The organism is Mesorhizobium loti R88b (assembly GCF_013170845.1).
Classification (GTDB): domain Bacteria; phylum Pseudomonadota; class Alphaproteobacteria; order Rhizobiales; family Rhizobiaceae; genus Mesorhizobium; species Mesorhizobium loti_B.
In genome coordinates this window covers 1,161,293-1,183,783 of the sequence record NZ_CP033367.1, presented here as the reverse complement: position 1 = coordinate 1,183,783, position 22,491 = coordinate 1,161,293, and the positions used below count along the sequence as shown (strand labels likewise).

25 protein-coding genes are annotated in these 22,491 nt (G+C 63.5%); 12 read left to right on the top strand and 13 right to left on the bottom strand.

Annotated features, from left to right (window positions below; genetic code table 11):
- Positions 1-86: 86 nt before the first annotated feature.
- The 4 genes from EB235_RS05680 to ccmA all read right to left on the bottom strand — a co-directional run bounded on the left by EB235_RS05680 (position 87) and on the right by ccmA (position 2,338).
- Positions 87-665, bottom strand: coding sequence for a DsbE family thiol:disulfide interchange protein (locus tag EB235_RS05680; RefSeq protein ID WP_027031930.1), 579 nt, complete (start codon positions 663-665; stop codon positions 87-89).
- Positions 662-829, bottom strand: a complete 168-nt coding sequence (ccmD, locus tag EB235_RS05675) for a heme exporter protein CcmD (RefSeq protein ID WP_027031931.1) — start codon at positions 827-829, stop codon at positions 662-664. Before ccmD ends, EB235_RS05680 begins: the two co-directional genes overlap by 4 nt.
- A 119-nt stretch (positions 830-948) precedes the next feature.
- On the bottom strand, positions 949-1,614 hold the full coding sequence (ccmB, locus tag EB235_RS05670; protein WP_027031932.1) for a heme exporter protein CcmB: 666 nt from the start codon (positions 1,612-1,614) through the stop codon (positions 949-951).
- Positions 1,615-1,675: 61 nt separating this feature from the next.
- On the bottom strand, positions 1,676-2,338 hold the full coding sequence (ccmA, locus tag EB235_RS05665; protein ID WP_051429717.1) for a heme ABC exporter ATP-binding protein CcmA: 663 nt from the start codon (positions 2,336-2,338) through the stop codon (positions 1,676-1,678).
- 285 nt (positions 2,339-2,623) lie between these two features.
- On the opposite strand from ccmA, the gene acnA reads away from it, so the two are divergent.
- Entirely contained in the window at positions 2,624-5,314 is a 2,691-nt protein-coding gene (gene acnA / locus EB235_RS05660) for an aconitate hydratase AcnA (RefSeq protein ID WP_027031933.1), read from the top strand.
- 92 nt (positions 5,315-5,406) lie between these two features.
- Here acnA and EB235_RS05655 read toward each other — a convergent pair whose 3' ends face one another.
- Positions 5,407-6,084, bottom strand: a complete 678-nt coding sequence (locus tag EB235_RS05655) for a ceramidase domain-containing protein (RefSeq protein WP_027031934.1) — start codon at positions 6,082-6,084, stop codon at positions 5,407-5,409.
- Between the two features lie 178 nt (positions 6,085-6,262).
- Here EB235_RS05655 and EB235_RS05650 point away from each other — a divergent pair, with 178 nt between their 5' ends.
- Complete coding sequence (locus tag EB235_RS05650) at positions 6,263-7,048, top strand: DUF1223 domain-containing protein (RefSeq protein ID WP_027031935.1); 786 nt, start codon at positions 6,263-6,265, stop codon at positions 7,046-7,048.
- A 21-nt stretch (positions 7,049-7,069) separates the two neighbouring features.
- Here the strand turns inward: EB235_RS05650 and EB235_RS05645 are convergent, their stop codons facing one another.
- Complete coding sequence (locus tag EB235_RS05645; RefSeq protein ID WP_027031936.1) at positions 7,070-8,455, bottom strand: NAD(P)/FAD-dependent oxidoreductase; 1,386 nt, start codon at positions 8,453-8,455, stop codon at positions 7,070-7,072.
- Positions 8,456-8,985: 530 nt separating this feature from the next.
- Here EB235_RS05645 and EB235_RS05640 point away from each other — a divergent pair.
- Complete coding sequence (locus EB235_RS05640) at positions 8,986-9,366, top strand: DUF2794 domain-containing protein (protein WP_027031937.1); 381 nt, start codon at positions 8,986-8,988, stop codon at positions 9,364-9,366.
- Positions 9,367-9,376: 10 nt separating this feature from the next.
- Here EB235_RS05640 and EB235_RS05635 read toward each other — a convergent pair whose 3' ends face one another.
- The 4 genes from EB235_RS05635 to EB235_RS05620 all read right to left on the bottom strand — a co-directional run bounded on the left by EB235_RS05635 (position 9,377) and on the right by EB235_RS05620 (position 14,316).
- Entirely contained in the window at positions 9,377-9,946 is a 570-nt protein-coding gene (locus EB235_RS05635) for a GNAT family N-acetyltransferase (protein ID WP_027031938.1), read from the bottom strand.
- Positions 9,947-10,069: 123 nt separating this feature from the next.
- On the bottom strand, positions 10,070-10,843 hold the full coding sequence (locus EB235_RS05630; protein ID WP_027031939.1) for a Bax inhibitor-1/YccA family protein: 774 nt from the start codon (positions 10,841-10,843) through the stop codon (positions 10,070-10,072).
- A 228-nt stretch (positions 10,844-11,071) separates the two neighbouring features.
- Complete coding sequence (locus EB235_RS05625) at positions 11,072-13,621, bottom strand: ABC transporter permease (RefSeq protein WP_027031940.1); 2,550 nt, start codon at positions 13,619-13,621, stop codon at positions 11,072-11,074.
- The gene (locus tag EB235_RS05620) at positions 13,621-14,316 is read right to left on the bottom strand and encodes an ABC transporter ATP-binding protein (protein WP_027031941.1); all 696 of its coding nucleotides are present in this window, start codon (positions 14,314-14,316) and stop codon (positions 13,621-13,623) included. The genes EB235_RS05625 and EB235_RS05620 overlap by 1 nt, the downstream gene beginning before the upstream one ends.
- 81 nt (positions 14,317-14,397) lie before the next feature.
- On the opposite strand from EB235_RS05620, the gene EB235_RS05615 reads away from it, so the two are divergent.
- Together EB235_RS05615 and thpR are read left to right on the top strand one after the other, a co-directional pair.
- Positions 14,398-15,042 (top strand): arylesterase, encoded by a 645-nt coding sequence (locus EB235_RS05615; protein ID WP_027031942.1) that lies wholly within the window; start codon positions 14,398-14,400, stop codon positions 15,040-15,042.
- A gap of 128 nt (positions 15,043-15,170) precedes the next feature.
- Positions 15,171-15,767, top strand: a complete 597-nt coding sequence (gene thpR / locus EB235_RS05610) for an RNA 2',3'-cyclic phosphodiesterase (protein ID WP_027031943.1) — start codon at positions 15,171-15,173, stop codon at positions 15,765-15,767.
- On the opposite strand, the gene EB235_RS05605 is transcribed toward thpR, so the two are convergent.
- Positions 15,671-16,180 carry a low molecular weight protein-tyrosine-phosphatase gene (locus tag EB235_RS05605; protein ID WP_080680865.1) on the bottom strand — a complete coding sequence of 170 codons (510 nt, stop codon included), beginning with the start codon at positions 16,178-16,180 and terminating at the stop codon, positions 15,671-15,673. The genes thpR and EB235_RS05605 overlap by 97 nt on opposite strands.
- Before the next feature lie 104 nt (positions 16,181-16,284).
- On the opposite strand from EB235_RS05605, the gene EB235_RS05600 reads away from it, so the two are divergent.
- From EB235_RS05600 to EB235_RS05585, 4 genes are all read left to right on the top strand, one after another.
- Complete coding sequence (locus tag EB235_RS05600; RefSeq protein WP_027031944.1) at positions 16,285-16,581, top strand: 4a-hydroxytetrahydrobiopterin dehydratase; 297 nt, start codon at positions 16,285-16,287, stop codon at positions 16,579-16,581.
- 139 nt (positions 16,582-16,720) lie between these two features.
- A complete protein-coding gene (locus EB235_RS05595; RefSeq protein WP_027031945.1) occupies positions 16,721-17,083 on the top strand; it encodes a YkvA family protein in 363 nt (120 codons plus the stop codon).
- Between the two features lie 275 nt (positions 17,084-17,358).
- Positions 17,359-17,862, top strand: coding sequence for an invasion associated locus B family protein (locus EB235_RS05590; RefSeq protein ID WP_027031946.1), 504 nt, complete (start codon positions 17,359-17,361; stop codon positions 17,860-17,862).
- A 10-nt stretch (positions 17,863-17,872) separates the two neighbouring features.
- On the top strand, positions 17,873-18,118 hold the full coding sequence (locus tag EB235_RS05585; RefSeq protein ID WP_027031947.1) for a DUF3658 domain-containing protein: 246 nt from the start codon (positions 17,873-17,875) through the stop codon (positions 18,116-18,118).
- A 10-nt stretch (positions 18,119-18,128) separates the two neighbouring features.
- Here EB235_RS05585 and EB235_RS05580 read toward each other — a convergent pair whose 3' ends face one another.
- Complete coding sequence (locus EB235_RS05580; protein WP_032925684.1) at positions 18,129-19,475, bottom strand: chloride channel protein; 1,347 nt, start codon at positions 19,473-19,475, stop codon at positions 18,129-18,131.
- 246 nt (positions 19,476-19,721) lie between these two features.
- Complete coding sequence (locus tag EB235_RS05575; protein WP_027031949.1) at positions 19,722-20,021, bottom strand: hypothetical protein; 300 nt, start codon at positions 20,019-20,021, stop codon at positions 19,722-19,724.
- Positions 20,022-20,328: 307 nt separating this feature from the next.
- On the opposite strand from EB235_RS05575, the gene rlmN reads away from it, so the two are divergent.
- The 3 genes from rlmN to EB235_RS05560 are packed head-to-tail and all read left to right on the top strand — an operon-like array spanning position 20,329 to position 22,474.
- Positions 20,329-21,561 (top strand): 23S rRNA (adenine(2503)-C(2))-methyltransferase RlmN, encoded by a 1,233-nt coding sequence (rlmN, locus tag EB235_RS05570; RefSeq protein ID WP_027031950.1) that lies wholly within the window; start codon positions 20,329-20,331, stop codon positions 21,559-21,561.
- The gene (locus EB235_RS05565) at positions 21,558-22,007 is read left to right on the top strand and encodes a hypothetical protein (protein WP_027031951.1); all 450 of its coding nucleotides are present in this window, start codon (positions 21,558-21,560) and stop codon (positions 22,005-22,007) included. The genes rlmN and EB235_RS05565 overlap by 4 nt, the downstream gene beginning before the upstream one ends.
- Complete coding sequence (locus EB235_RS05560) at positions 22,004-22,474, top strand: hypothetical protein (protein WP_027031952.1); 471 nt, start codon at positions 22,004-22,006, stop codon at positions 22,472-22,474. Before EB235_RS05565 ends, EB235_RS05560 begins: the two co-directional genes overlap by 4 nt.
- The last annotated feature ends 17 nt before the right edge of the window (positions 22,475-22,491 follow it).

The window sequence follows — 22,491 nt, the reverse complement described above, 5'->3', positions numbered from 1 at the left end:
GCAGGTCAGCGCCGACGTTATCTCTTCTCCCCCACGGGGAGAAGGTGGCCGCGTAGTGGCCGGATGAGGGGGCCTGGCGCTACCGCCTAACCGGGCACCGCCAGCGCCTTTTCAATCTGCGGCAGCAGCATCGTCTGCGCCGTCTCCGACGTCAGCGGCCCAACAAACTTGTAGGCGATCTTGCCGTCCTTGCCGATGACGAAGGTTTCCGGCACGCCGTAGACGCCCCAGTCGATCGCCGTGCGGCCGGCTTCGTCGACGCCGATCGCCTGGAATGGGTTGCCGAGGTCGCCGAGGAACCGGCGGGCGTTTTCCGGCTGGTCCTTGTAATTCAGCGCCGCCATCACGAATCGCTTGTCCTGCGACAGCGCCAGAAGCACCGGATGCTCTTCGCGGCATGGCGCGCACCATGACGCAAACACATTGACCAGCGTGACCTTGCCGGCGAACGCCCTGGAATCGAGCCCCGGCAGGTTCGACCCCTCCAGCGCCGGCAGGTTGGTCTGCGGCGCCGGCAGTCCGATCAGGGCCGACGGCACTTCCGAGACATCGCGGCCGGAAAGCAGCTGCGACAGGAACAGGCCGGCAAGGCCGAGGAAAATCAACAGCGGCAACAGCACGAACAGGCGGCGACTGCGTGTCGGTGTTTCTGTCTCCGTGCTCATGGCTTGGCAGCCTTGTCGGAACGCCGCCGCACGCCGGCCGCTTCGAGTTCCGCGAGTTCACGCTTGCGCGCCCGCTGGTCAAGCAGGATCCAGCCGATAAGCCCGGCCAGCACGATCGCCGTGATGCCGTAGGCCGCGGTGACATAGAGCGCGTGTGCACTCATGCGCTTCGCTCCGCTCTCGCTGTCATTTCACCGTGCTCGATCATGGCCTTCCCATAGCTTTGCGCCAGCGGCTTCGCAATCGGACGCCGCGTCGCGGCCTTCAGGCTTGTGCGGTCCCATCAATCCGTTCCATGCCGCAGCGCCAGCGCCGCCGAGACCGGCCCCAGCACGGCAAGAAACAGCGTCAGCGCGGCAAGAATGAGGAAGGGCTGCAGGAACGGATCGGGACTGGCCGTCGCGCCATAGCTCGCCGAAACGCCGAAGATCAGCACCGGAATGGTCAGCGGCAGCACCAGCACCGAGATCAACAGCCCGCCCCGCGGCAGCGCCACTGCCACCGCGGCACCGGCAGCACCGATGAAGGTGATGGCCGGTGTGCCGACCAGCAGCGTCAGTGCCGTGGCGCCGATCGCCAGCGGCTCCATGTTCATGAACAGGCCGAGCAGGGGTGTCGCGACCACCAGTGGCAGCACGCTGCCCGCCCAATGCGCCAGGCATTTCACCAGCACGGTCAAGGCCAGCATGTGCCGGTCATTGCCGAGCACCAGCAGATCGAGCGAACCGTCCTCGCGGTCGGCCTGGAACAGCCGGTCGAGCCCGAGCAGACAGGACAGCAGCGCGCCGATCCACAGGATCGCCGGACCAATGCGGGCAAGCAGCTTCAGGTCGGGGCCGACGCCGAAGGGGATGGTGGCGATGACGGCGAGGAAGAAGATGACGCCGGTCAAAGCGCCGCCGCCGGCGCGGATGTTGAGGCGGATGTCGCGCAGGAAGAGGGCTAGCACTTCACCCTCCCCCTTGTGGGGAGGGTCGGCGCGCAGCGCCGGGGTGGGGGAGCGGCGGCCGTCATAAAAGACCCCCACCCCGCTCCGCTTCGCGGATCGACCCTCCCCACGAGGGGGAGGGTGAGGAGCCCATCTTCAATTCCTGCGCCCCCTCTATTCCCAGCGGCAGATGCGTCGCCGCGACAATCATTCCACCGTCGCCGCAATGCTTCCCCATCAACCCCGCAAACCGCGCCTCCGAAGCCTTGTCCAACCCCGCCGTCGGCTCATCCAGCAGCCACAACGGCCGGTGGCTGACCAAAAGCTTGGCGATCGCCGCACGCCGCCTTTGCCCGGTCGAGAGATAGCCGAATGGCAAATGGCCGATGCCGCCTAACCCGACCGTTTCCAGCGCCTCCTCGACGCCGACATCTCCACTGCCATTGAAATCGCGCCAGAAGCGCAGGTTTTCCGCCACACTGAGCGCCGGCTTCATCGCATTCTGGTGGCCAAGGTAATGACAGGCCGAGGCAACGGACGGAAACGCCTCGCCGCCGCCCTCGAGCAGCAACCGGCCTTCCGCCACCGGCAGCAGCCCGGCGATGATCCTCAACAGAGTCGATTTGCCCGATCCATTCGGTCCGGTGACGACCAGCGCCTGGCCTTCCCCAAGGTCAAAGCCAACCCCGGAAAACACGCTTTCGCCGCCACGTTCGCCGCCCAGATTTTCGGCGATAAGCCGCATCCGTCGCCTGCCCTGAAATCAATGTTTCGCGAGCGCTGCCGCATCGCACAAATTTGCTCCGCAACTGTCTAGAACTATTCCAGAAAATTCTCTATATGCGGTGCATCCGTGCCAGCGGTCGGCGCGGGAACAGAATTTGCGCCGAACCAGCGCACGCGCCGCCTTGAACGGCTCGGGTTGCTTGGGAACGGACAGCGGAAATGGCCGTACCCGCACCTTTGCGCGTGATTGCATGCCATCGGCGTCCGTTCCCTTTCAGGCTGAACAGACAAGGACGGATCGCACGTGTCAAAATCCCTCGATAGTTTCAATTGCCGCCGCACGCTGACCGCTGGTGGCACCGAATATGCCTATTTCGACCTCATCGAGGCCGAGAAGAACGGCCTCACCGGCATTTCCCAGCTGCCCTATTCGATGAAGGTGCTGCTGGAGAACCTGCTGCGCAATGAGGACGGCCGCTCCGTCACCAAGGAGAGCATCCAGGCGGTCGCCGGCTGGCTGACTGACAAGGGCACCGCCGGTGTCGAGATCGCCTATCGCCCGGCCCGCGTGCTGATGCAGGATTTCACCGGCGTTCCGGCCGTGGTGGACCTTGCCGCCATGCGTGATGCCATGGCTTCGCTCGGCGGCGATCCGCAGAAGATCAACCCGCTGGTGCCGGTCGACCTCGTCATCGACCACTCCGTCATCGTCGACGAGTTCGGCACGCCGATGGCCTTTGCCCGCAATGTCGAGCTCGAATATGAGCGCAACGAAGAGCGCTACAAGTTCCTGAAGTGGGGCCAGCAGGCGTTCCGCAACTTCCGCGTCGTGCCGCCCGGCACCGGCATCTGCCACCAGGTCAACCTCGAATATCTCGGCCAGGTCGTGTGGACCAACACCGAGGACGGCGAAACCACCGCCTACCCCGACACCTGTGTCGGCACCGATTCGCACACCACCATGATCAACGGCCTTGGCGTGCTCGGCTGGGGCGTCGGCGGCATCGAGGCCGAGGCGGCCATGCTCGGCCAGCCGGTTTCCATGCTGCTGCCGGAAGTCATCGGCTTCCGCCTCACCGGCAAGCTGAAAGAAGGCATCACCGCCACCGACCTCGTGCTCACCGTCACCCAGATGCTGCGCAAGAAGGGCGTCGTTGGCAAATTCGTCGAGTTCTTCGGCCCGGGCCTTTCCAACATGACGTTGGCCGACCGCGCCACCATCGGCAATATGGCGCCAGAATATGGCGCCACCTGCGGCTTCTTCCCCGTGGATAGCGAGACCATCCGCTACCTGACAATGTCGGGCCGCGAGGAAAGCCGGATCGCGCTGGTCGAGGCTTATTCCAAGGCGCAAGGCATGTGGCGCGAGGCGGGCTCCGCCGACCCGGTCTTCACCGACCTGCTCGAACTGGAACTCGGCAGCGTTGTGCCGTCGATGGCCGGCCCCAAGCGTCCCGAAGGCCGCGTTCCGCTCGAAGGCATTCCGGCCGGCTTCGCCAAGGCAATGGAGACCGAATACAAGAAGGCGGCTGAAATCCACAAGCGCTACGCCGTCGAAGGCACCGATCATGATCTCGGCCATGGCGATGTTGTCATCGCCGCCATCACGTCCTGCACCAACACCTCGAATCCGAGCGTGCTGATCGGCGCCGGCCTTCTGGCGCGCAACGCCAATCGTCTTGGCCTGAAGCAGAAGCCATGGGTAAAGACCTCGCTGGCGCCGGGCAGCCAGGTGGTCGCTGAGTATCTGGAAAAATCCGGCCTGCAGAAGGAGCTCGACCAGATCGGCTTCAACCTGGTCGGCTTCGGCTGCACCACCTGCATCGGTAATTCCGGCCCGCTGCCGGCGCCGATCTCCAAGACCATCAACGACAAGGGCCTGATCGCCGCTGCCGTGCTTTCCGGCAACCGTAACTTCGAAGGCCGCGTCTCGCCCGATGTTCAGGCGAACTACCTGGCCTCACCGCCGCTGGTGGTGGCGCATGCGCTGGCCGGCACCGTCACCAAGGACCTCACCACCGAGCCGCTCGGCGAGGACAAGAACGGCAATCCGGTCTACCTCAGGGATATCTGGCCGAGCTCTGCCGAGATCCAGGAGTTCATCGAGAAGAACGTCACCCGCGAGCTGTTCGCCCGCAAATATGCCGACGTCTTCAAGGGTGACGAACACTGGCAGAAGGTGCAGGCGCCGGAAGGCCAGACCTATGCCTGGGACGACAACTCGACCTATGTGCAGAACCCGCCCTATTTCGCCGGCATGACCGCTGGTTTCGGCAAGATCGGCGATATCAAGGGCGCCCGCGTGCTCGGCCTGTTCGGCGACAAGATCACCACCGACCACATCTCGCCGGCGGGTTCGATCAAGGCCGCTTCGCCGGCCGGCAAATACCTCACCGACCACGGCGTCGGCGTTGCCGACTTCAACCAGTACGGCACGCGGCGCGGCAATCATGAGGTGATGATGCGCGGCACCTTCGCCAACATCCGCATCCGCAACCACATGCTGGGCGAGAACGGCCGCGAGGGCGGCTACACCATCCATTATCCGTCGAAGGAAGAGGAATCGATCTACGACGCGGCGATGGAGTACAAGAAGGAAGGCGTGCCGCTGGTCATCTTCGCCGGCGTCGAATACGGCAACGGGTCGTCGCGCGACTGGGCGGCCAAGGGCACCAATCTGCTCGGCGTCCGCGCCGTCATCGCCCAGTCCTTCGAGCGCATCCATCGCTCGAACCTGGTCGGCATGGGCGTCATCCCCTTCGTCTTCGAGGACGGCACCTCATGGGCCTCGCTCAACCTCAAGGGCGATGAGTTGGTCGAGATCGATGGCTTGAGCGTCATCAAGCCGCGCCAGACGATGACCGCCAAGATCACCTATGGCGACGGCACGGTGAAGAACGTGCCGATCATCTGCCGCATCGATACGCTGGACGAGCTCGACTACTTCAAGAACGGCGGCATCCTGCAATACGTGCTGCGCGATCTCGCTGCTTAAAGCAGCAAGGGAATAGGGTTTAGGCAGTAGGGAATAGGGTTTAGGCAGTAGGGAATAGGGACCCCTACTGCCTACTGCCTACTGCCTACTGCCTACTGCCTACTGCCTACTTTCGCCGCCCCATACCGCGCCACCGCCGCCAGCAGCACACCCAGCATCAGCCCGTTGAAGATGTGCCACAGGAAGTGCGTGCCGAGCGGAAAGCTCGCGCAGACCAGCGGATCGATCATGCGGCAGATGACGGACACGACGAAGATCGCCGACCCTGCCAGATTGTACCAGCCGGCCCGGTTGCCGCTCACCGTCACCCAGACACCGAAGAAAGCGAGCGCCAGGAACGGAGGCAGATAGCCTGTCGTGCCGTTCGACGCCTGCCGCAGCCAGTCCGGCACCGCAAAAGTGATCGCCCCGGCCACCACATAGAAGACAACGAAGATCGCGATCGCCTTGCCCCATTCCATGCCGAGGAAGCGGCGCAGGTTGAACAGCGTATAAGCGAGCGTGAAGCCGGCAATCGGCAGCACGTCGATCCAGACCGTGCCCTTGGTGGCGAAGGTATGGAAGATCGTCGAACCGATGCCGATCGCCACCACCCACCAGGCCAGTACCTCGGCGAAGGTGCCGGTTTTGTGCCGCCGTACTTCCCGCACCCCCCACAATCCCGCGGCAATGAAAGCAAGGTTGGTCAAAGCATTAGCCGGCTCGGCCCAAAGTCCAGGGCCGGTCCGCTCGCAATAGAGATCGACTGGGGTCAAGAGAGTTTGCCACATGGTGATGATCCTGCCCCGAATCGAACCGCGCCGTGAAATGCAGTACCTCTCCTATTGCGGCCTTACCTGCGACTGCAATGGCAAAAATTTCACCGCAACGTGACTTCCCGTTGACTTCCGCTTCTGCCACATATTTCAGCCAATCAGAACAAAGCCGGCGCCACCGGCGGGAATTGGAATGATCATGGCCTGGCGAAAATCATTGTGGCTGGCAGCCTTAGCGCTGGCCTTTTCGGCCTTTGCCGGGGCTGGCCATGCGGGCGAGGCCGAGCGTATCCAGGCCGACAAGCCGCAGCAGGACAAGCCGCTCGGCGTGGTCGAACTGTTCACCAGCCAAGGCTGTAGTTCCTGCCCACCGGCCGATGCGTTCTTTGCCGAACTGGCCACCAAGGAAGACATCGTCGCGCTCTCCTATCACGTCGACTATTGGGACTATCTCGGCTGGAAGGACACGCTAAGCCGCAAGGAAAACACCGAGCGGCAATATGACTACATGCGCGCCTTCGGCAGCCGCTCCGTCTATACGCCGCAGGCGGTCCTCAACGGCCGCGTGCATGTCAACGGCGCCAATCGCGGCGAGGTCGACGGCGCGCTTGCCCGCATGGCCAAGGGTGGCGAAGGCATTCGCGTCCCTATCAAGGTCAGCCGCACCAGCGATCGTGTGATCATCGATGCCGGCGACGCCGAATCCGGCCCCAGCGACGCCCATGTCGTCATCGTCTATTTCGAGCAGCCGCAGACGGTCAAGATCGCCCAGGGCGAGAACTCCGGCCGCAAGATGACCTACTGGAACGCGGTCACCGGCATCCAGACCGCCGGCATGTGGCACGGCAAGGCGCAACGCTACGAACTGCCGATGAGCGAGATCAACAAGAAGGGCGGCTGCGCCGTGCTTTTGCAGTCGGTCGGCAAGGACGGCATGCCCGGCCCCATCCTCGGTGCCGCCTTCATCCACAAGCCCTGATTTAGACGGCCTGAAAAGACATCAATGCCCGGTCAGCCGGTCGGCGAAAGCGGCCAGCCGGGACGTCCGCCCGAGGCCGTTTGCCTCGCGCTGGTCGGCAATCCGGTAGAGCTGGTACATGGAATGGACGCCGAGCCAGCGCAGCGGTTCCGGTTCCCATTTCTTGACCGTGCGGTTGACCCAGGGCAGCCGGGTCAGCTCGGTATCATGGCCGAGCACGAGGTCGCGCAAGGTGCGACCCGACAGGTTCGAGCTGGAAACGCCGAGCCCGACATAGCCGCCGGCCCAGCCAATGCCGGTCTCGCGATCGAAGCCTGAGGTGGTGCACCAGTCGCGCGGCACGCCAAGCGTCCCGCACCAGGCATGGTCGAGGCGCAAGCCCTTGGTCTGCGGCAGCAGCCTGGTCAGCACTTCGTGCAATTGGTCGATGGTCGCCTGCTGGGTCTGGCCACGCACATCGGTGCGCGAGCCGAAGCGGTAGGGAACGCCACGGCCGCCCATGGCGATGCGGCCCTCGCGGGTGCGCTGGGCATAGCAATAGGTGTGCGCGGCATCGCCCAGCACCTCGTAGCCGCTCCAGCCGATCGTGTCCCACAGCTTTTGCGGCAGCGGCTCGGTCACCACGATGGCGCTGTTGAGCGGCAGCCAGAGGCGTTTCAGGCCGGGAATGCCGGCAGTGAACCCTTCCGTGGCGCGCACGATCTTTTCGGCCCGCACGATGCCCCTGGTGGTGGTGACCTTGCCTTTCTCGATCGCCAGCACCTGCGTCTGCTCGTAGATCGGAATGCCAAGCCGCACGACCGCTGCCGCCAGCCCCTGCACCAGTTTGGCCGGCTGCACGCGCGCGACATTGCGCACAACGAAGCCGCCCAGCACCTTGTCGATGGCGATGCGCTCGCGCGCCTCACGCGCGTCGAGGAAGGCTAGTCGCTCTTGCGGTATGTCCCAGCGCAGCAGTTCATCATATTCAGCCCTGGCGCGCTGCAGCTGCGCTTCGTTGGTGGCCACGGTGATGTTGTCGACACGGCGGATATCGGCGTCGATGCCCTCGGCCTGCGTCACCGAGATCACCTCGTCGACAGTGCCGAACATGGCGCGCTGCATGTCGATGACAGCGCCTCGCGACGACGTCTTTGCGTATTTCTCACGCGACCAGCTGAAGCCGCCCGACAGCCAGCCGCCATTGCGGCCGGAAGCGCCGTAGCCGGCGAATTCCTTTTCGACGATGGCGATGCGCAGCGAGGGCTGCGCCTTCTTCAGATAATAGGCGGTCCACAATCCGGTATAGCCGGCGCCGACAATGCAAACATCGGCCTCGATGTCGCCAGGCAAGGCAGGGCGATAGGGCGGAACACCGCCGATATCGGCATACCAGAACGACACGTCGCCATTGTGCTTGGCTTGCATTTTTTCTGCCTTCCAGAGCAATTCCAGGAGAAGTGTGAAGCGGTTTTTCCGGGAAAAGCGCACAGCACTTTCCCTTGGGAATTGCATTAATCAAAGAGTTAGAGCGTTCGCCGTTTCCGTGAAAGGGTGAACCGCTCTAACTGGACGGCAGGCATGAAAAAACCGACGTCAGCTTGCTTCTGACGTCGGTCATTTAGTTTTGGGATCGTCGCACCCGATTTTTCCCAGGAAAAACCGAGGTTGGTTCGATCCGACGCAGACCCGTGGGCGGGGGGCTTGGGGTTTACGAGCCGGTGCCGGACCGAACCGTCTCAGGCAACGCCGGTAAATTCGTCGGACATTGGGGCATGAGCGCGGATAAAAAATGGCGAGAATGTGGCGAAGCATCACCAATTCCAACACGCCGCGTTACAAAAGTGACTGGACGCCACAAAAACGGCGCGGCGCCGCCACCGCTTCGCCGGCTCTTGCAATTGCAGCGCGAAGGGGCCAACTTTGGTTGGCAAAGATTCATTTTGAAGGATCGAGGCATGACTGACGACAGCGGCGGGATGGGGGATGGGGACGCATCCGCAATATTGATCCCGCTGCACGAGGCGCGCAGCGCACGCCTCGACCAGCCGGTGCGCTTCGAACGGCGCGAACTGGACCAGATCCTCAGGCTCTACGGACGCATGGTCGCCGCCAATGAATGGCGCGATTACGCCATCGATCATCTGACCGACAGGGCCGTGTTTTCCGTCTTCCGCCGCGCCAGCGAAGTGCCGCTGTTCCAGATCGTCAAGGATCCGAAACTGGCGCGCAAGCAGGGCGCCTTCGCCGTCATCGCCGCCGGCGGCCGCATTCTCAAGCGCGGCCAGGAGCTTGGCCGCGTGCTTGGCGTGTTCGACAGCAAGCTGAAGCTGGTGTAGGCTTAACCTGTTATTTTTGCTTGAGAAATTTTTGCTCGGGCAATGAGTCTGGATCGGGCGGAACTGACGCCCCGCCGTTCAGCGACAGCTGCATGAACACCGTATCCAGCCAGCGTCCGTGCTTGTAGCCGGAACCTTCGAGCCGGCCCGAATGGCGAAAGCCGAGCTTTTCGTGCAGCTTGACCGAGGCGCTGTCGGGATGGCCTTCGCCGATCACCGCGACGATCTGGCGAAAGCCCGCTGCCTCGGCCGCTGCGATCAAGGCCTGCATCAGCTTGAGGCCGACGCCCTGGCCCTTGGCGTCAGGCGCGACATAGACCGAATCCTCCACGATGAAGCGATAGGCCGGACGCGGCCGGAAGGCGCCGGCATAGGCATAGCCAAGCACCGCACCGTCCTTTTCCGCCACCAGATAGGGAAAGCCGCCGGCCGTGAGCGTCTCGAATCGCGTGCCCATCTCGGCGCGGCTTGGCGCCTCCAGCTCATAGCTCGCCGTGCCATGCTGGACCGCGTCGGCATAGATTTCGGTGATGGTGTCGAGGTCGGCCGCGCTGGCCGTCCGAATCACAATACTGCTCATTCTTTATGCAAGCCTTCTATCTGCCCGCAATAACAGCAAAGGCCGGCACAAAAGAAAAGGGCGGCCGTTGGGCCGCCCTTCCGGAAGTTGATGGTCCAGTCAGACCATGATGCGAACCAGGCCTTAGCGGCGGTCGCCCATGAGCTGCAGCAGGAACGTGAACAGGTTGATGAAGTCGAGATAGAGCTTCAGTGCGCCCATGATGGCCTTGCGGCCGGCGACATCGGAAGCGTCACCCTCGTAGTACAGTTCCTTGATGCTCTGTGTGTCGTAGGCGGTGAAGCCCGCAAAGACGAGTACACCGACTGCCGACACAGCGAATGTGAGCGCCGAAGAATGCAAAAAGAGGTTGATCACCGACGCGATGATCAAGCCAATCAAGCCCATCATCAAAAACGAGCCAAGTCCCGAAAGATCGCGCTTGGTGGTGTAGCCATAGAGCGAGAGCGCACCGAACCCGGCAGCGGTAGCGAAGAAGGTCTGCGAGATGCTTGCCGTGGTGTAGACCAGGAAGATCGACGACAGCGACAGACCAATCAGACCGGCAAAGATCCAGAAGGTCGTCTGAGCCGCCGAAACGCTCATCGACTGGAGGCGAGCCTGCATGAAGAAAACGAGCGCGAGAGGGGCAAAGATAACTACCCACTTCAACGGCGAGGCGAAGATCGCGACACCGAAAGAGGTCAGCATCTCGCCGCTGGACAGCGTCGCGATAGCCGAGGCCGGATCGTTCGTCGTAGCCAGCATGATCGTGCCGACGGCGACAAGGCCGGTGATAAGGAGGCCAAGCCCCATCAGATTGTAGACCTTGATCATATAGGCGCGCAGACCCTGATCGATGTCGGCGCGGACGCCGGGCACTGCCGACGTCTGATAATTGCGAATGGGATCAGCCATTGGAATCCTCTATTGCTTCTGTCCCGTCCGGTGTCGGGCCTCTTACGGACCCAGGCGCCGCTGGCGGGACTCCAGCATGCCTGTGGCGAAATATGATGGTTATTCGCGTCAAGAACAAGACCGTAACCGGATGTAACGGTTCGTGAGAGACTGAAATGCCGATTCCCCGGCTTTCCGAACCCCATCCTTACCAAGATTTAATCCGGGATGGCCGCTCCGGCCCTGAAATCACAGCTCGCGCAGCACCGGTGCCGCCTTTTGACCAAGCACCCGCCAAGTGCCGGCAAGGCCGATGCCGACCGTGATGACCAGCGAAAACACGATGGTCGCCACCGCCACTTCGGGCATGAAATGCGATGGCAGCGTCATGATGCGGGCGACAATATACCAGGCCGCGATGCCACCGGCGGCCAGTGCGAAGATGGCAGTGGCCAGTCCGATCAATATGTATTCCAGGGAGAATGCCGCGATCAGCGTTCGCCTGGTGGCGCCCAGCGTCTTCAGCACCACGGCGTCGTGGATGCGCGCCCGATTTCCCGCCGCGAGCGCGCCGGCCAGCACCAGCACCGAAGCGATCAGTGCCACGCCGGCCGCGGCCCGGATCGCCGTGCCGAGTTGGCCGACCAGCCGGTTGACGACATCGAGCGCATCCTTGACCCGCACCGTCGTCACCGCCGGGAAGGCGCGCGTGACGGCATTGAGGATCCGGGCGTCGTCGGCCGTGGTGGCAGTCTTCTCGGTCAGCGTCGCCATCCAGCCATGCGGGGCGCCCGCGAATGTGTTGGGCGAGAACACCATGACGAAATTGATGCCCATCGTCTCCCACTGGACCTCCCGGAAATTGGCGATCCTGGCCGTCACGTTGCGGCCAAGCACATTGACGGTGACGGTGTCGCCAAGCTTCAGCCCGATCTGCTTGCCTTCCTGGGCCGAGAACGAGACCAGCGGTTCGCCGCTATAATCAGCCTGCCACCAGCTGCCTTCGGTCAGGGTCGCATTTTGCGGTTGTTTGGCGTCATAGGTCAGGCCGCGATCGCCTTTCAGCACCCAGGCGCCTTCGGCCGGCACCTTGACCTTGTCGACATCGACGCCGTTCAGCGCCATCACCCGGCCACGCAGCATCGGCACCTTGGCAAGGGTTCCCTGTGGCGCCTCCTTGCCGACCAGCGCGGTGAACGCATCGACATCGCTGCTCTGGATGTCGACGAAGAAGAAGTTCGGCGCCCGCTCCGGAAGGCTGCCGGAGATCTGCTGCCGCAGATTCCCGTCGATCAGCGCCAGCGTCACCAGCAGCGTCAGGCCGAGCCCCAGCGACAGCACCACCGATGGCGTCAGGGCGCCCGGCCGGTGGATGTTGCCAACGGCGAGCCTGAGCGCCACGAAGCGCACGCGCGGGCTCTTTTTCGCGACCCACTGCACCAGCGCCCCGACCAGGCGCAACACCAGGAAGGCGAAGATGGTGGCGCCGACGAAGATCGAGGCGATGCGCTGGTCGCCCGAAAACAGGATCGCCAGCGCCGCCAGGATCAGCGCGATGCCGAGCGCCGAAGCGACATAGACGAGGCGCGGCTGGCCACGGCCTTCCAGCCCCATCTCGCGAAACAGCGCGGTGGCCGGCACGTCGCGGGCGCGGCCGAGCGGCAGCAGCGCGAAGGCCAGCGTCACCAGCAGGCCAAACAGTGCCGCCATGCCGAGCGCGCCGGGATAGAAACCACCTTGCGCCGGCACCGGAATGACGGACTGGAGCGCAGCACTCGCCACGAACGGCATCAGCGCGCCGAGCACGAGGCCGAGCAGGATGCCCAACGCGGCAATGATCAGGATCTGCACGAGATAGACGGCAAAGACGAAGCCGCCGGAAGCACCTAAGCTCTTGAAGGTGGCGATGACGCCGCGTTTGCCGTCGAGATAGGCGCGCACCGCATTGGCGACGCCGACGCCGCCGACCACCAGCGCCGTCAGACCGACCAGCGTTAGGAACTGCGAGAAACGTTCGATGTTGGAGGACAGCGCCGGTGCCGCATTGTCGCGCGTGCGGATCGACCAGCCGGCCTCCGGAAAATCTTTCGCGGCCTGATCCTGGATCGCCTTGAGCCGCGCCTCATCGGCGTCGGCGGGCAAGCGGATCTTGTAGGCATTTTCGACCAGGCTGCCCGGCTGGATCAGCCCGGTCGCGGCCAGGCCCTCGGTCGAGATCATCAGCCTTGGCGCGAAACCGAAACCGTCGGACACGGCATCAGGCTCGGTGACCAGCGTGGCGCGCAGTTCGAAGGTGGCGGTGCCGAGCTTCAGCCGGTCGCCGAGCTTGAGATGCAGCCGTTCGAACAGCAGATCGGGTGCGGCGGCGCCGAAAACACCGGATTGCTCGCCGAACAGGTCCTGCTTCGACAGCTTCGGCTCGGTTTCCAGCGCGCCATAGAGCGGATAGGCATCGTCGACCGCCTTGGCCTCGACCAGTGCCTGGTCCGACCCGTCGGCAAGACGCGCCATCGAACGCATGCTGGCGGTGCGCGAAACGGTGCCCAGCCCGTCGAGAAAGCCGCGCTCGGCCTGGCTGGCGTCGCGCTGGTTTATCTCGAAGCGAAGATCGCCGCCAAGCAGCGTCTGGCCTTGATCGGCGACACCGGCACTGATCGAGCGCGCCACCGAATTGACGCCGCCGATCGCCGCGACGCCAAGCGCGATGCAGGCGAGGAAGATCAGGAACCCGGACAGGCCGCCGCGCATCTCGCGCAACGAGAAGCGGACGGCAAGCTTCAACGTCTGTGCCAGCGGCATCAAGCGGTGACCTTGAGCGTCGCCGGCGCCTCGATCTGTCCCGAGCGCATCGACACTTGGCGCGAGCAGCGCGCCGCGAGCGTGGGATCATGGGTGACCAGCACCAGCGTCATGCCGCGTTCGGCCGCCTTGGCGAACAGCAGGTCGGCGACCTGCCGCCCCGTCGCCTGGTCGAGATTGCCGGTCGGCTCGTCGGCGATCAGGATGCGCGGCGACGGCGCCAGTGCCCGCGCGATCGCCACGCGCTGCTGTTCGCCGCCCGAGAGTTCGCCGGGATAATGGGTGACGCGGTCACTCAGGCCGACAGCCGCCAGCTCGCGCGCCGCCACCGAAAACGGATCGGCGTGGCCGGCCAGCTCCAGCGGCACCGCGACATTTTCGAGCGCCGTCATATTGGGAATGAGGTGGAAGGACTGGAACACAATGCCAATGTTTCGGCCACGAAACGAAGCAATCTGGTCCTCGCTTTTGCCGTTGAGCAGCTCGCCGGCGATTCGTACCGTACCCGAATCGACCCTTTCCAGGCCTGCCAGAACCATCAGAAGGGTCGACTTGCCGGAACCAGAAGGGCCGACGATGCCGGTCGCCTCGCCGCGCGCCACTTCGAGGCTGACGCCCTTCAGCACATGGACTGATGAAGCGCCCTCGCCGAGCGTCAGGGATACGTCTTTCAGCGCGATGACGGCTTCTGTCAAAATCAAAGTGTCCTATATGGGAGCGTGAAGGCTTTGCTTGCCGGAAGCCGAAGAGAATTTCTGTCATATGGGGCCTGCCGCATGTCTTTCAAACGCCAGATAGCCGCAGGCTTGATCCTTTTCCTCGCCGTTTGCGGCGCCATTTCGTCAGCGCGGGCCGAGCCCTTCAAGATCGTCGGCTTCGGTGACAGCCTGATGGCGGGCTTCGGCCTCGGGCGTGGCGAGGGGTTTACCGACAAGCTCCAGGCAGCGCTGCGTGCCAAGGGCCATGATGTGACCGTTGCCAATGCCGGTGTTTCCGGCGACACCACGAGCGGCGGCCTGGCGCGGCTCGACTGGTCGGTGCCGGACGGAACCCAGTTGGTCATCCTCGAACTCGGCGCCAACGACATGCTGCGCGGCGTCGCACCTGAAATCACCCGCAAGAACCTGGACGAGATGCTGGGCAGGCTGAAACAGCGCAAGATCGCCGTGCTCCTGGCCGGCATGCGCGCCGCGCCCAATCTCGGCGCCGACTACCAGACCGCCTTCGACGCCATCTTTCCGGACCTGGCGAAGAAATACGATGTCACGCTCTATCCGTTCTTCCTCGACGGCGTCGCCGGCCAGCCTGGCCTGCGGCTCGAGGATGGCCTGCATCCGAACGCTCACGGGGTCGACGTGATGGTCGAACGCATCCTGCCCACCGTCGAGAAGGCCATAGCGGCAGTGCCGGGCGGGTCGTGACGTCTTCCGGAACCGCTTTCCGTTAGGGAAGTTTTTAGCAAAGCCTGTGACCAATAAACCTCTTGATCCGTTCGACCATCGATGATTCGCTATAGGTGACAGTTCGATTCGAGGAAGGGAGGCTCTTCATGCCGCGTCTTTTCACCGCCCTCGAAATTCCGCGTGACGCCGCCCTTTCGCTGTCCCTGCTCCGGGGCGGCCTGCCCGGAGCCCGCTGGATCGATGTCGAAAACTACCATATGACGCTGCGCTTCATCGGCGATGTTCCCGGTCACGTAGCCGATGAGATCGCCAACGCGCTCGACCGTGTCCACCGCCCGTCCTTCTCGCTGACCCTGTCCGGCGTCGGCGCTTTCGGCCAGAAAAAGCCGCACGCGGTGTGGGCTGGTGCTTCCACCTCGCCCGATCTGGCCGCGCTTCAGGGCGAGATCGACCGCATCTGCCAGCGGCTCGGCATTCCCGCCGATCCGCGCAAGTTCATGCCGCATGTCACACTTGCGAGACTGCGCAATTCGAGCCCGCTGGATGTCGCCCAATATCTGTCGGCGCGCGGCAATTTCTCGACGCTGCCGTTCCGCATCGGCCGCTTCGTCTTGATGTCGTCGCGCGATTCGGTCGGCGGTGGGCCTTACATTGTCGAGGAAGCCTGGTCACTGTCGGGCAACGACGCCCGCGCCGCCAGCCTTGTCGCCAGCGCCTCCGACGCCTCACGGATCATGCGGTAGACCTCGGCAAAAGCCTCCGGGCCGTCATAGTATGGATCGGGCACGTCGCGCGCCTGCCCGTGCGCGAATTCCAGGAAAAGTCGCACCCGGTCCCGCGCAGCCGTACCCAGCGCCTTGAGATCGGCGACATTCGAGCGATCCATGCCGAGGATCAGGTCGAAGCGGGAGAAATCCTGCGGCGTGACCTTGCGTGCCCGCTGCCCGGAAATGTCGATGCCGTGATGCAAGGCAATCGCGATCGAACGAGGATCGGGGGCCGAGCCGACCTCCCAGCCGCTGGTCGCGGCAGAGTCCAGCAGCATGTCGCGCCCGCGTTCCGCCAGGACGGTGCGAAACACCCCTTCGGCCAATGGCGAGCGGCAGATGTTGCCGAGGCAGACGAAGAGTATGGATTTTATCGGCTTTATGCTCATTCGATATGCGCCGTTTGTGCATTTGGACCCCCAAAACCGCAAAGCACTTTTCGGCAACTTGCATTATGGTGAGGCTCAAATTCGAGATAGCACGGGAAATCATCATGACGAGAGAAAAACTCAGCAAGGACGCAATCACCGCTGCCCTTGCCGAACTCGGAGGCTGGTCGCTGGCCACGGACGGCGCCTCGATCAAGCGCAGCTTCGTCTTCAACAATTTTTCCGAAGCCTTCGCCTTCATGACCCGCGTCGCGCTGGCAGCCGAGAAGATGGACCACCATCCCGACTGGTCAAACGTCTACAAGACCGTGGACGTCACGCTCAACACCCACGACGCCGGCGGCGTCACGGCGCTCGACATCGCGCTGGCAAAGAAGATGAGCCGCTACTTCGGCGGCTGAACACCACCTGTCCCTGCATACGGGCAGGCGGGGAATCGCCAAATCGGGCGTCCGCATCTTGCAGCCGGGCTCACCTTTCACCACATTTTCCCTCGCGAGCGTGCGCCACAATGCGCATGAGACCCGCGAGGAGATATTGATGGCGCAACAACCCGGTTTTGATTTCTTCGGCTTTGGCGACAAGCTCGGCGGCGAAGGCGAAGTGCGCGAGAAATTCTGGCGCACGGCCAAGAAGGCCGCGCGGCAGATTCCGTTCATGGAAGAAGTCGTCGCTGCCTATTACTGCGCCATGGACAAGAACACGCCGCTGCGCGCCAAGGCCATATTGGTGGCCGCGCTCGGCTATTTTGTCCTGCCCTTCGACCTCATCCCCGACTTCATCTTCGGGATCGGCTTCACCGACGACATCGCCGTGCTGACCGCCGCGATCACCGCTGTCAGCGCCCATATCACGCCGGCGCATCGCCAGGCCGCCAAGGACGCCATCGCCGACAAGGGCTGAGCGTCTCCATCCGGCACATACCCTCTGGATACCGGCGTTCCGAGGCCCGGCCAAAAAGTCAAACTCTTGCCGCTTTCGTGGCCTCCAAGTCGCCGAAGGGACGTCGCGCCGGCCGCTGACAAGGCGGCGGTGCGGGAATGGTGGCGGTTTCCTGCGGTGAACGTCCTTTTGTTGAGGGAAATTCACCGTTTGGTAACCCAGATTAAATCAAAATGAAGCGAAGGCAGGACGCCACGCCGGCCGGCCTCCGCACCATTTGGAATACGGGAAAAACGATGCGCGGATTGATAGCACTAGTCTCGAGCCTGGCCCTGGTGGCCTTCGCAGCGCCGGCGCTGGCGCAGCAGGCGACCAAGATCGGCCAGCACAATGCCTGGGGCACCTACAGCTACCAGGCATCGGGCGGCAAGGTCTGCTACGTGCTCACCGTGCCGACCGACAAGCAGCCACCGACGCTCGACCATGGCGACATGTTCTTCTTCGTCAGCCAGCGGCCCGGCCAGCAGGTGTCCTACGAGCCGCAGTTCATTGCCGGCTACAATTTCCAGGAAGGCTCCAAAGCCACCGTCACCATCGACAAGAAGTCCTTCTCGATGTTCACGCGCGGCAAGTCGGCCTGGGTCGAGAATGCCGCCGAGGAACCGGTTCTGATCGCCGCCATGAAGACCGGCACCGACATGAAGGTGTCCGCCAAGTCCGGCCGCGGCAACCCCACGAACTACGTCTTCTCGCTGAAAGGCATCTCCGCGGCGCTGACGTCGATTGCCAAGTGCAAATAGGATAGCGTCAATGGCAAATCGCGACATCGATGCCGCGATTCTGCAGATGGTCATGGAGCGGTGGCAGAAAACCGCCATGATCATCATGAAGTCAGATGAAGTGCTTCGCAAAGCCGGCGTGAAAGCGTCCTATGAAGAAATCGGCGAGCGAATTGCAGCGCTCGCTTCCCAGGGCGACATCGAAAATGAGGGAGATCTTTCCCTTTGGCGCAACAGTGAAGTTCGCCTCCCGCAGGCGCCAGGGACCCCTGAATAGGGTTTGCCGCTCAGCCCTGCGCTGATTCCGCTTCCGCCCGCCGCCGCCGGATCGCCTCGGCGATGAAGACGCGTGACAGCGCGTGATAGAGCGGCTCGTGCGAGATCATGCGTGCCGTGCCATAGCCCAGCATCGAGGCCAGCATCAGCGCAATGACATTGTCGTGATTGCCGGTCATCTCCAGGATGATGACGAAAGCCGTCATCGGCGCCTGTACGACACCGGCGAAATAGCCGGCCATGCCGAGCAGCACAGCCGCACCGGTGCTGGCGCCGAACAACAGGCCGAGCGAACTGCCGATGCCGGCGCCGACCGCCAGCGAGGGCGCGAAGATGCCGCCGGGAATGCCCGAAACCATCGACAGCAGCCCGGCCAGGAATTTTTCCCCGAAGAAGAACCACGGCAGCGGCGTGCCCTCGACGGCACCACGCGCTTGCACATAACCGGTACCGAAGGTCAGCCCGCCCGAGGCGATGCCGATCACCGCCACGCCGAGCCCGCAGACAGCGGCCACCAGCAGCGCGCGCCGCAGAGGCTGCTGCGTGTGCCAGCGCCGGATCCGCCGCGTTGTCTTCAGCGCCAAAAGCGAGAACAGCGCACCGAAGCCACCGCCGATGACGCCGCAGGCGATCACCAGCGGCCATTCGGCGGCAAACGCGATCGTGTCCTTCGAAACGCCGAAATAGGTGTAGTTGCCGAGCAGGCCGAGCGAGGCGAGGCCGGCCAGGATCACCGCCGTCAGCACCAGCCCGTTGGTGCGCGCCTCATAGGTGCGGCCCATCTCCTCGATGGCGAAGACGATGCCGGCCAGCGGCGTGTTGAAGGCGGCGGCGATGCCGGCGGCCGAGCCGGCCAGGATCAGGCCGCGTGCCTGCGCCATGCCGCCCCAGCGCGCTGCCTGCAGCATCAAAGAGGCGCCGACCTGCACAGTCGGGCCTTCGCGGCCGATGGAAGCGCCGCAGAACAGGCCGACGATGGTGAGCGCGACCTTGCCCGCCGCCAGCCGCAACGACAGAAGGTGGCTGCGATCCTCCTCGTCACGCAGATGGCGCGCGGCGATCGCCTGTGGAATGCCGCTGCCTTGTGAACCGGGAAAGAAGGTCTGCGCCAGCCAGGCGCACAGCACAAAGCCGAGCGGCGTGATGCCGAGCGGCAGATAGAAGCGCCAGCCGCCGGCATCGCCTGTCATCATATGGAACAGCGCCTGCGCCTTGTCGGCCAGCACCGCAAACAGCACGCTGATGACGCCGATCGAGACCGCGCCGGCCCAAAACACCAGCCGCGGCTGCCACTTCCGCAGCGAGCCCCACATCGCGCGCGAGCGCCGCAGCATGGGATATTTTCGCGTGCCGGCCATGACTGTCCTCGCAATGGAGGCCCAGCCCTAGCATAGACATGACCTCGATCAAGCCTGTCGGATCAAGTCGCTGTCACGCCATCATTTGAAAAAGGGCCTCGGCCGCGATAGCGGCTGTTGGCATACTCCGACGCTTTAGAGGCTAGTCCTGAACGTCGCCCGAGGCTCGGCGCAGCGTCGGTGTTCGTCGAGAAGGATGCTCCCGCCAGCTCCTGCCGGCGGGGGCGCTTCCTGTGGATCCAGGTCTCACATGGCCATTTTTTCACATTCGGCCTGGGCCTTCTTGGTCGATGTATCGATCATGTAGGCTTTGCCCTTGGCATCGGTGATCATCATCATGCAGTGCTTGATCGGCTTGGCCATCTTCATCATCTCGGCGCCCATCTTTGCATCTGGCATCATGGTGCCCATATGCCCGTCCGGCATGATCGCCGTCACCTCCCCGCCTTTCATCATGGTCATCGTGCCCATTGCGTCTTCGGCAAAAGCCTGCGGGATGGCAAGGCCGACGAGGGCGGCAACTACGGCGAGCTTGATCGAGTTCATTTAGCATACTCCCATTTTGCAAGGGCATGGTTGCCCCCTTCAGGCTTCGAAGGCGGGACGGGGATCGTTACTGCAACACGACTATGTGATCGGGTCCGACGTGCGGCGGGAACACGGACAGAAGGCTGCCGGTCAGTTGAAGGGGCTGATCCATGTGTCGACCAGCTTATTCGTGGCTGAACCATTGCCGGGGCGCTCGGGTTGCGTCCGCCCCGCATGACTCCGCCCTCAACCTGTGCTATGCGCCGCGCTCCATATCAGGCACGATGGATGAAATCGGCCGCAAAACGCTTATATCTGTGCAACCATGACCCTTTCCTTCGACCTCACCACTGAGGGTGCCCGCGACGCGTTGCGCGCCCGCGCCGCGCCCGAGAAGCCGTCGCTGATCGGCCTGACACGTGCCGAGCTCGGTGAGGCGCTCGTCGCCTCCGGTATTGTGCCGGAGCGCCAGGCAAAAATGCGCGCCCAGCAGCTCTGGCACTGGATGTATGTGCGCGGCGTTTCCGACTTCCCCGGCATGCTCAATATCTCGAAGGATTTGCGCGCCGAGCTCGACAAGCATTTTACGGTCGCGCGGCCCGAAATCGTCGAGGAACAGATCTCTTCCGACGGCACCCGCAAATGGCTGTTCCGCTTTCCGCCGCGCGGCGCTGGCCGCCCGGTCGAGATCGAGACCGTCTACATCCCCGAGGAGGGCCGCGGCACGCTCTGCATCTCCTCGCAGGTCGGCTGCACGCTGACCTGCTCGTTCTGCCACACCGGCACACAGAAGCTGGTGCGCAATCTGACGGCGGAAGAGATTCTCGCCCAATTGCTCACCGCGCGCGACCGGCTGGGCGACTTCCCCGATCGCAATACGCCGGACGGCGCCATCGTGCCGGCCGAAGGTCGCAAAGTGTCCAACATCGTCATGATGGGCATGGGCGAGCCGCTCTACAATTTCGAGGCGGTGAAGAAGGCGCTGCTGATCGCTTCCGACGGTGACGGCCTTTCCCTGTCGAAGCGCCGCATCACCCTGTCGACGTCCGGCGTTGTGCCCGAAATCTTCCGCACCGGCGAAGAGATCGGCGTCATGCTGGCGATCTCGCTGCACGCCACCAACGACGATCTGCGCGACCTCCTGGTGCCGATCAACAAGAAGTATCCGCTGAGCGAGCTGATCGCCGCCTGCCGCGCCTATCCCGGCCTGTCCAACGCCAAGCGCATCACCTTCGAATATGTGATGCTGAAGGACGTCAACGATTCCATCGAGGACGCCAAGGGCCTGATCAAGCTGCTCAAGGGCATTCCGGCCAAGATCAACCTGATCCCGTTCAACCCGTGGCCGGGCACCAACTACCAGTGCTCGGACTGGGAAACGATCGAGAAGTTCGCCGACTACATCAACAATGCCGGCTATGCCTCGCCGATCCGCACCCCGCGCGGCCGCGACATCCTCGCCGCCTGCGGTCAGCTGAAGTCGGACTCGGAGCGCATGCGCAAGGTCGACCGGCTGGCGCTGGAAGCCATGATGATCGCGGGGCACGGCGAGGCGTGAGCCGTCTCGTCGCCTGGTCGCAGCGCATCGCCACCATAGCAGTCGGTTATGTCGCCGCTGTGCTGACCTCAATCCTGGTGCCCGTGCTGCTGATCACCCTTCTGGAAGGGATCGAATACGGCAACTGGTCCCTGGTTTTCACCTTCGACTGGCTGGGCTCCTTCCCCCTCGCCGTGTTGACCGTGGCGGTCTGCGCCCTGCTGATCGTCGGCCCGGCGATCTTCCTCGCCGAACGGTGGTCGTTTCGAGGCTGGTTCTACTTCGCGGTGACCGGGGCGATCACCTCCATCGCCTTTGGCGTTTTCGTACCAGGTTCGGCCGGGGGGTTTGTGTTCAACCCGGGCTTTCTCGGCTTTCTGGCCACCGCCGGCAGCGCCGCCGGTTCGGTCTACTGGCTTCTGGCTGGACGCAAGTCTGGCCAGCTCATGAACCGGAATCCCGGATGAACCGTCTCGTCGCCTATATCGTGCGCCTTGCCATCATCCTGTTCGGCTATGCCGTCGCATCGCTGGCGGCGAGCGCTTTCCTCAACATCCTGTTCCTGGCCTCACTCGGCTTTACACCGCAAGACGCGCAGCCGGTCGCGACGGCTTCGCTGTATTTTTCAATTCCCTTCGTCGCCCTGTTCGTCGCCTATTTCGCCTTCATGCCGGCGGCGATCGTCATCCTGATTGCCGAAATCCTCGGCCGGAGGGACTGGCTGTTCTATGCGCTGGCGGGTGCCGTGGTCGCCGGCGTTTTCCTCGGCCTCGTCGACCACGCCCAAGAGTCCACCTTCGCGGTGACCGACACCAGCGCCATCATGGCGGTGATCGGCGGCGGTATGGTCGGCGGCATCTTCTACTGGCTGAGTGCCGGGCGCTGGGCCGGAAGCTGGTGGCAGGGCGACGCCAGATCGACAGGTAAGACCTGACGCCGGGCGCCAATCAA

What these genes read in the sequence shown, in the direction of transcription:
- EB235_RS05680 (WP_027031930.1), bottom strand. Translation starts at nt 665, where the DNA reads ATGAGCACGGAGACAGAAACACCGACACGCAGTCGCCGCCTGTTCGTG.
- ccmD (WP_027031931.1), bottom strand. Translation starts at nt 829, where the DNA reads ATGAGTGCACACGCGCTCTATGTCACCGCGGCCTACGGCATCACGGCG.
- ccmA (WP_051429717.1), bottom strand. Translation starts at nt 2,338, where the DNA reads ATGCGGCTTATCGCCGAAAATCTGGGCGGCGAACGTGGCGGCGAAAGC.
- EB235_RS05655 (WP_027031934.1), bottom strand. Translation starts at nt 6,084, where the DNA reads ATGTGGCAAACTCTCTTGACCCCAGTCGATCTCTATTGCGAGCGGACC.
- EB235_RS05650 (WP_027031935.1), top strand. Translation starts at nt 6,263, where the DNA reads ATGATCATGGCCTGGCGAAAATCATTGTGGCTGGCAGCCTTAGCGCTG.
- EB235_RS05645 (WP_027031936.1), bottom strand. Translation starts at nt 8,455, where the DNA reads ATGCAAGCCAAGCACAATGGCGACGTGTCGTTCTGGTATGCCGATATC.
- EB235_RS05640 (WP_027031937.1), top strand. Translation starts at nt 8,986, where the DNA reads ATGACTGACGACAGCGGCGGGATGGGGGATGGGGACGCATCCGCAATA.
- EB235_RS05635 (WP_027031938.1), bottom strand. Translation starts at nt 9,946, where the DNA reads ATGAGCAGTATTGTGATTCGGACGGCCAGCGCGGCCGACCTCGACACC.
- EB235_RS05630 (WP_027031939.1), bottom strand. Translation starts at nt 10,843, where the DNA reads ATGGCTGATCCCATTCGCAATTATCAGACGTCGGCAGTGCCCGGCGTC.
- EB235_RS05625 (WP_027031940.1), bottom strand. Translation starts at nt 13,621, where the DNA reads ATGCCGCTGGCACAGACGTTGAAGCTTGCCGTCCGCTTCTCGTTGCGC.
- EB235_RS05615 (WP_027031942.1), top strand. Translation starts at nt 14,398, where the DNA reads ATGTCTTTCAAACGCCAGATAGCCGCAGGCTTGATCCTTTTCCTCGCC.
- thpR (WP_027031943.1), top strand. Translation starts at nt 15,171, where the DNA reads ATGCCGCGTCTTTTCACCGCCCTCGAAATTCCGCGTGACGCCGCCCTT.
- EB235_RS05605 (WP_080680865.1), bottom strand. Translation starts at nt 16,180, where the DNA reads ATGAGCATAAAGCCGATAAAATCCATACTCTTCGTCTGCCTCGGCAAC.
- EB235_RS05600 (WP_027031944.1), top strand. Translation starts at nt 16,285, where the DNA reads ATGACGAGAGAAAAACTCAGCAAGGACGCAATCACCGCTGCCCTTGCC.
- EB235_RS05595 (WP_027031945.1), top strand. Translation starts at nt 16,721, where the DNA reads ATGGCGCAACAACCCGGTTTTGATTTCTTCGGCTTTGGCGACAAGCTC.
- EB235_RS05590 (WP_027031946.1), top strand. Translation starts at nt 17,359, where the DNA reads ATGCGCGGATTGATAGCACTAGTCTCGAGCCTGGCCCTGGTGGCCTTC.
- EB235_RS05585 (WP_027031947.1), top strand. Translation starts at nt 17,873, where the DNA reads ATGGCAAATCGCGACATCGATGCCGCGATTCTGCAGATGGTCATGGAG.
- EB235_RS05580 (WP_032925684.1), bottom strand. Translation starts at nt 19,475, where the DNA reads ATGGCCGGCACGCGAAAATATCCCATGCTGCGGCGCTCGCGCGCGATG.
- EB235_RS05575 (WP_027031949.1), bottom strand. Translation starts at nt 20,021, where the DNA reads ATGAACTCGATCAAGCTCGCCGTAGTTGCCGCCCTCGTCGGCCTTGCC.
- rlmN (WP_027031950.1), top strand. Translation starts at nt 20,329, where the DNA reads ATGACCCTTTCCTTCGACCTCACCACTGAGGGTGCCCGCGACGCGTTG.
- EB235_RS05560 (WP_027031952.1), top strand. Translation starts at nt 22,004, where the DNA reads ATGAACCGTCTCGTCGCCTATATCGTGCGCCTTGCCATCATCCTGTTC.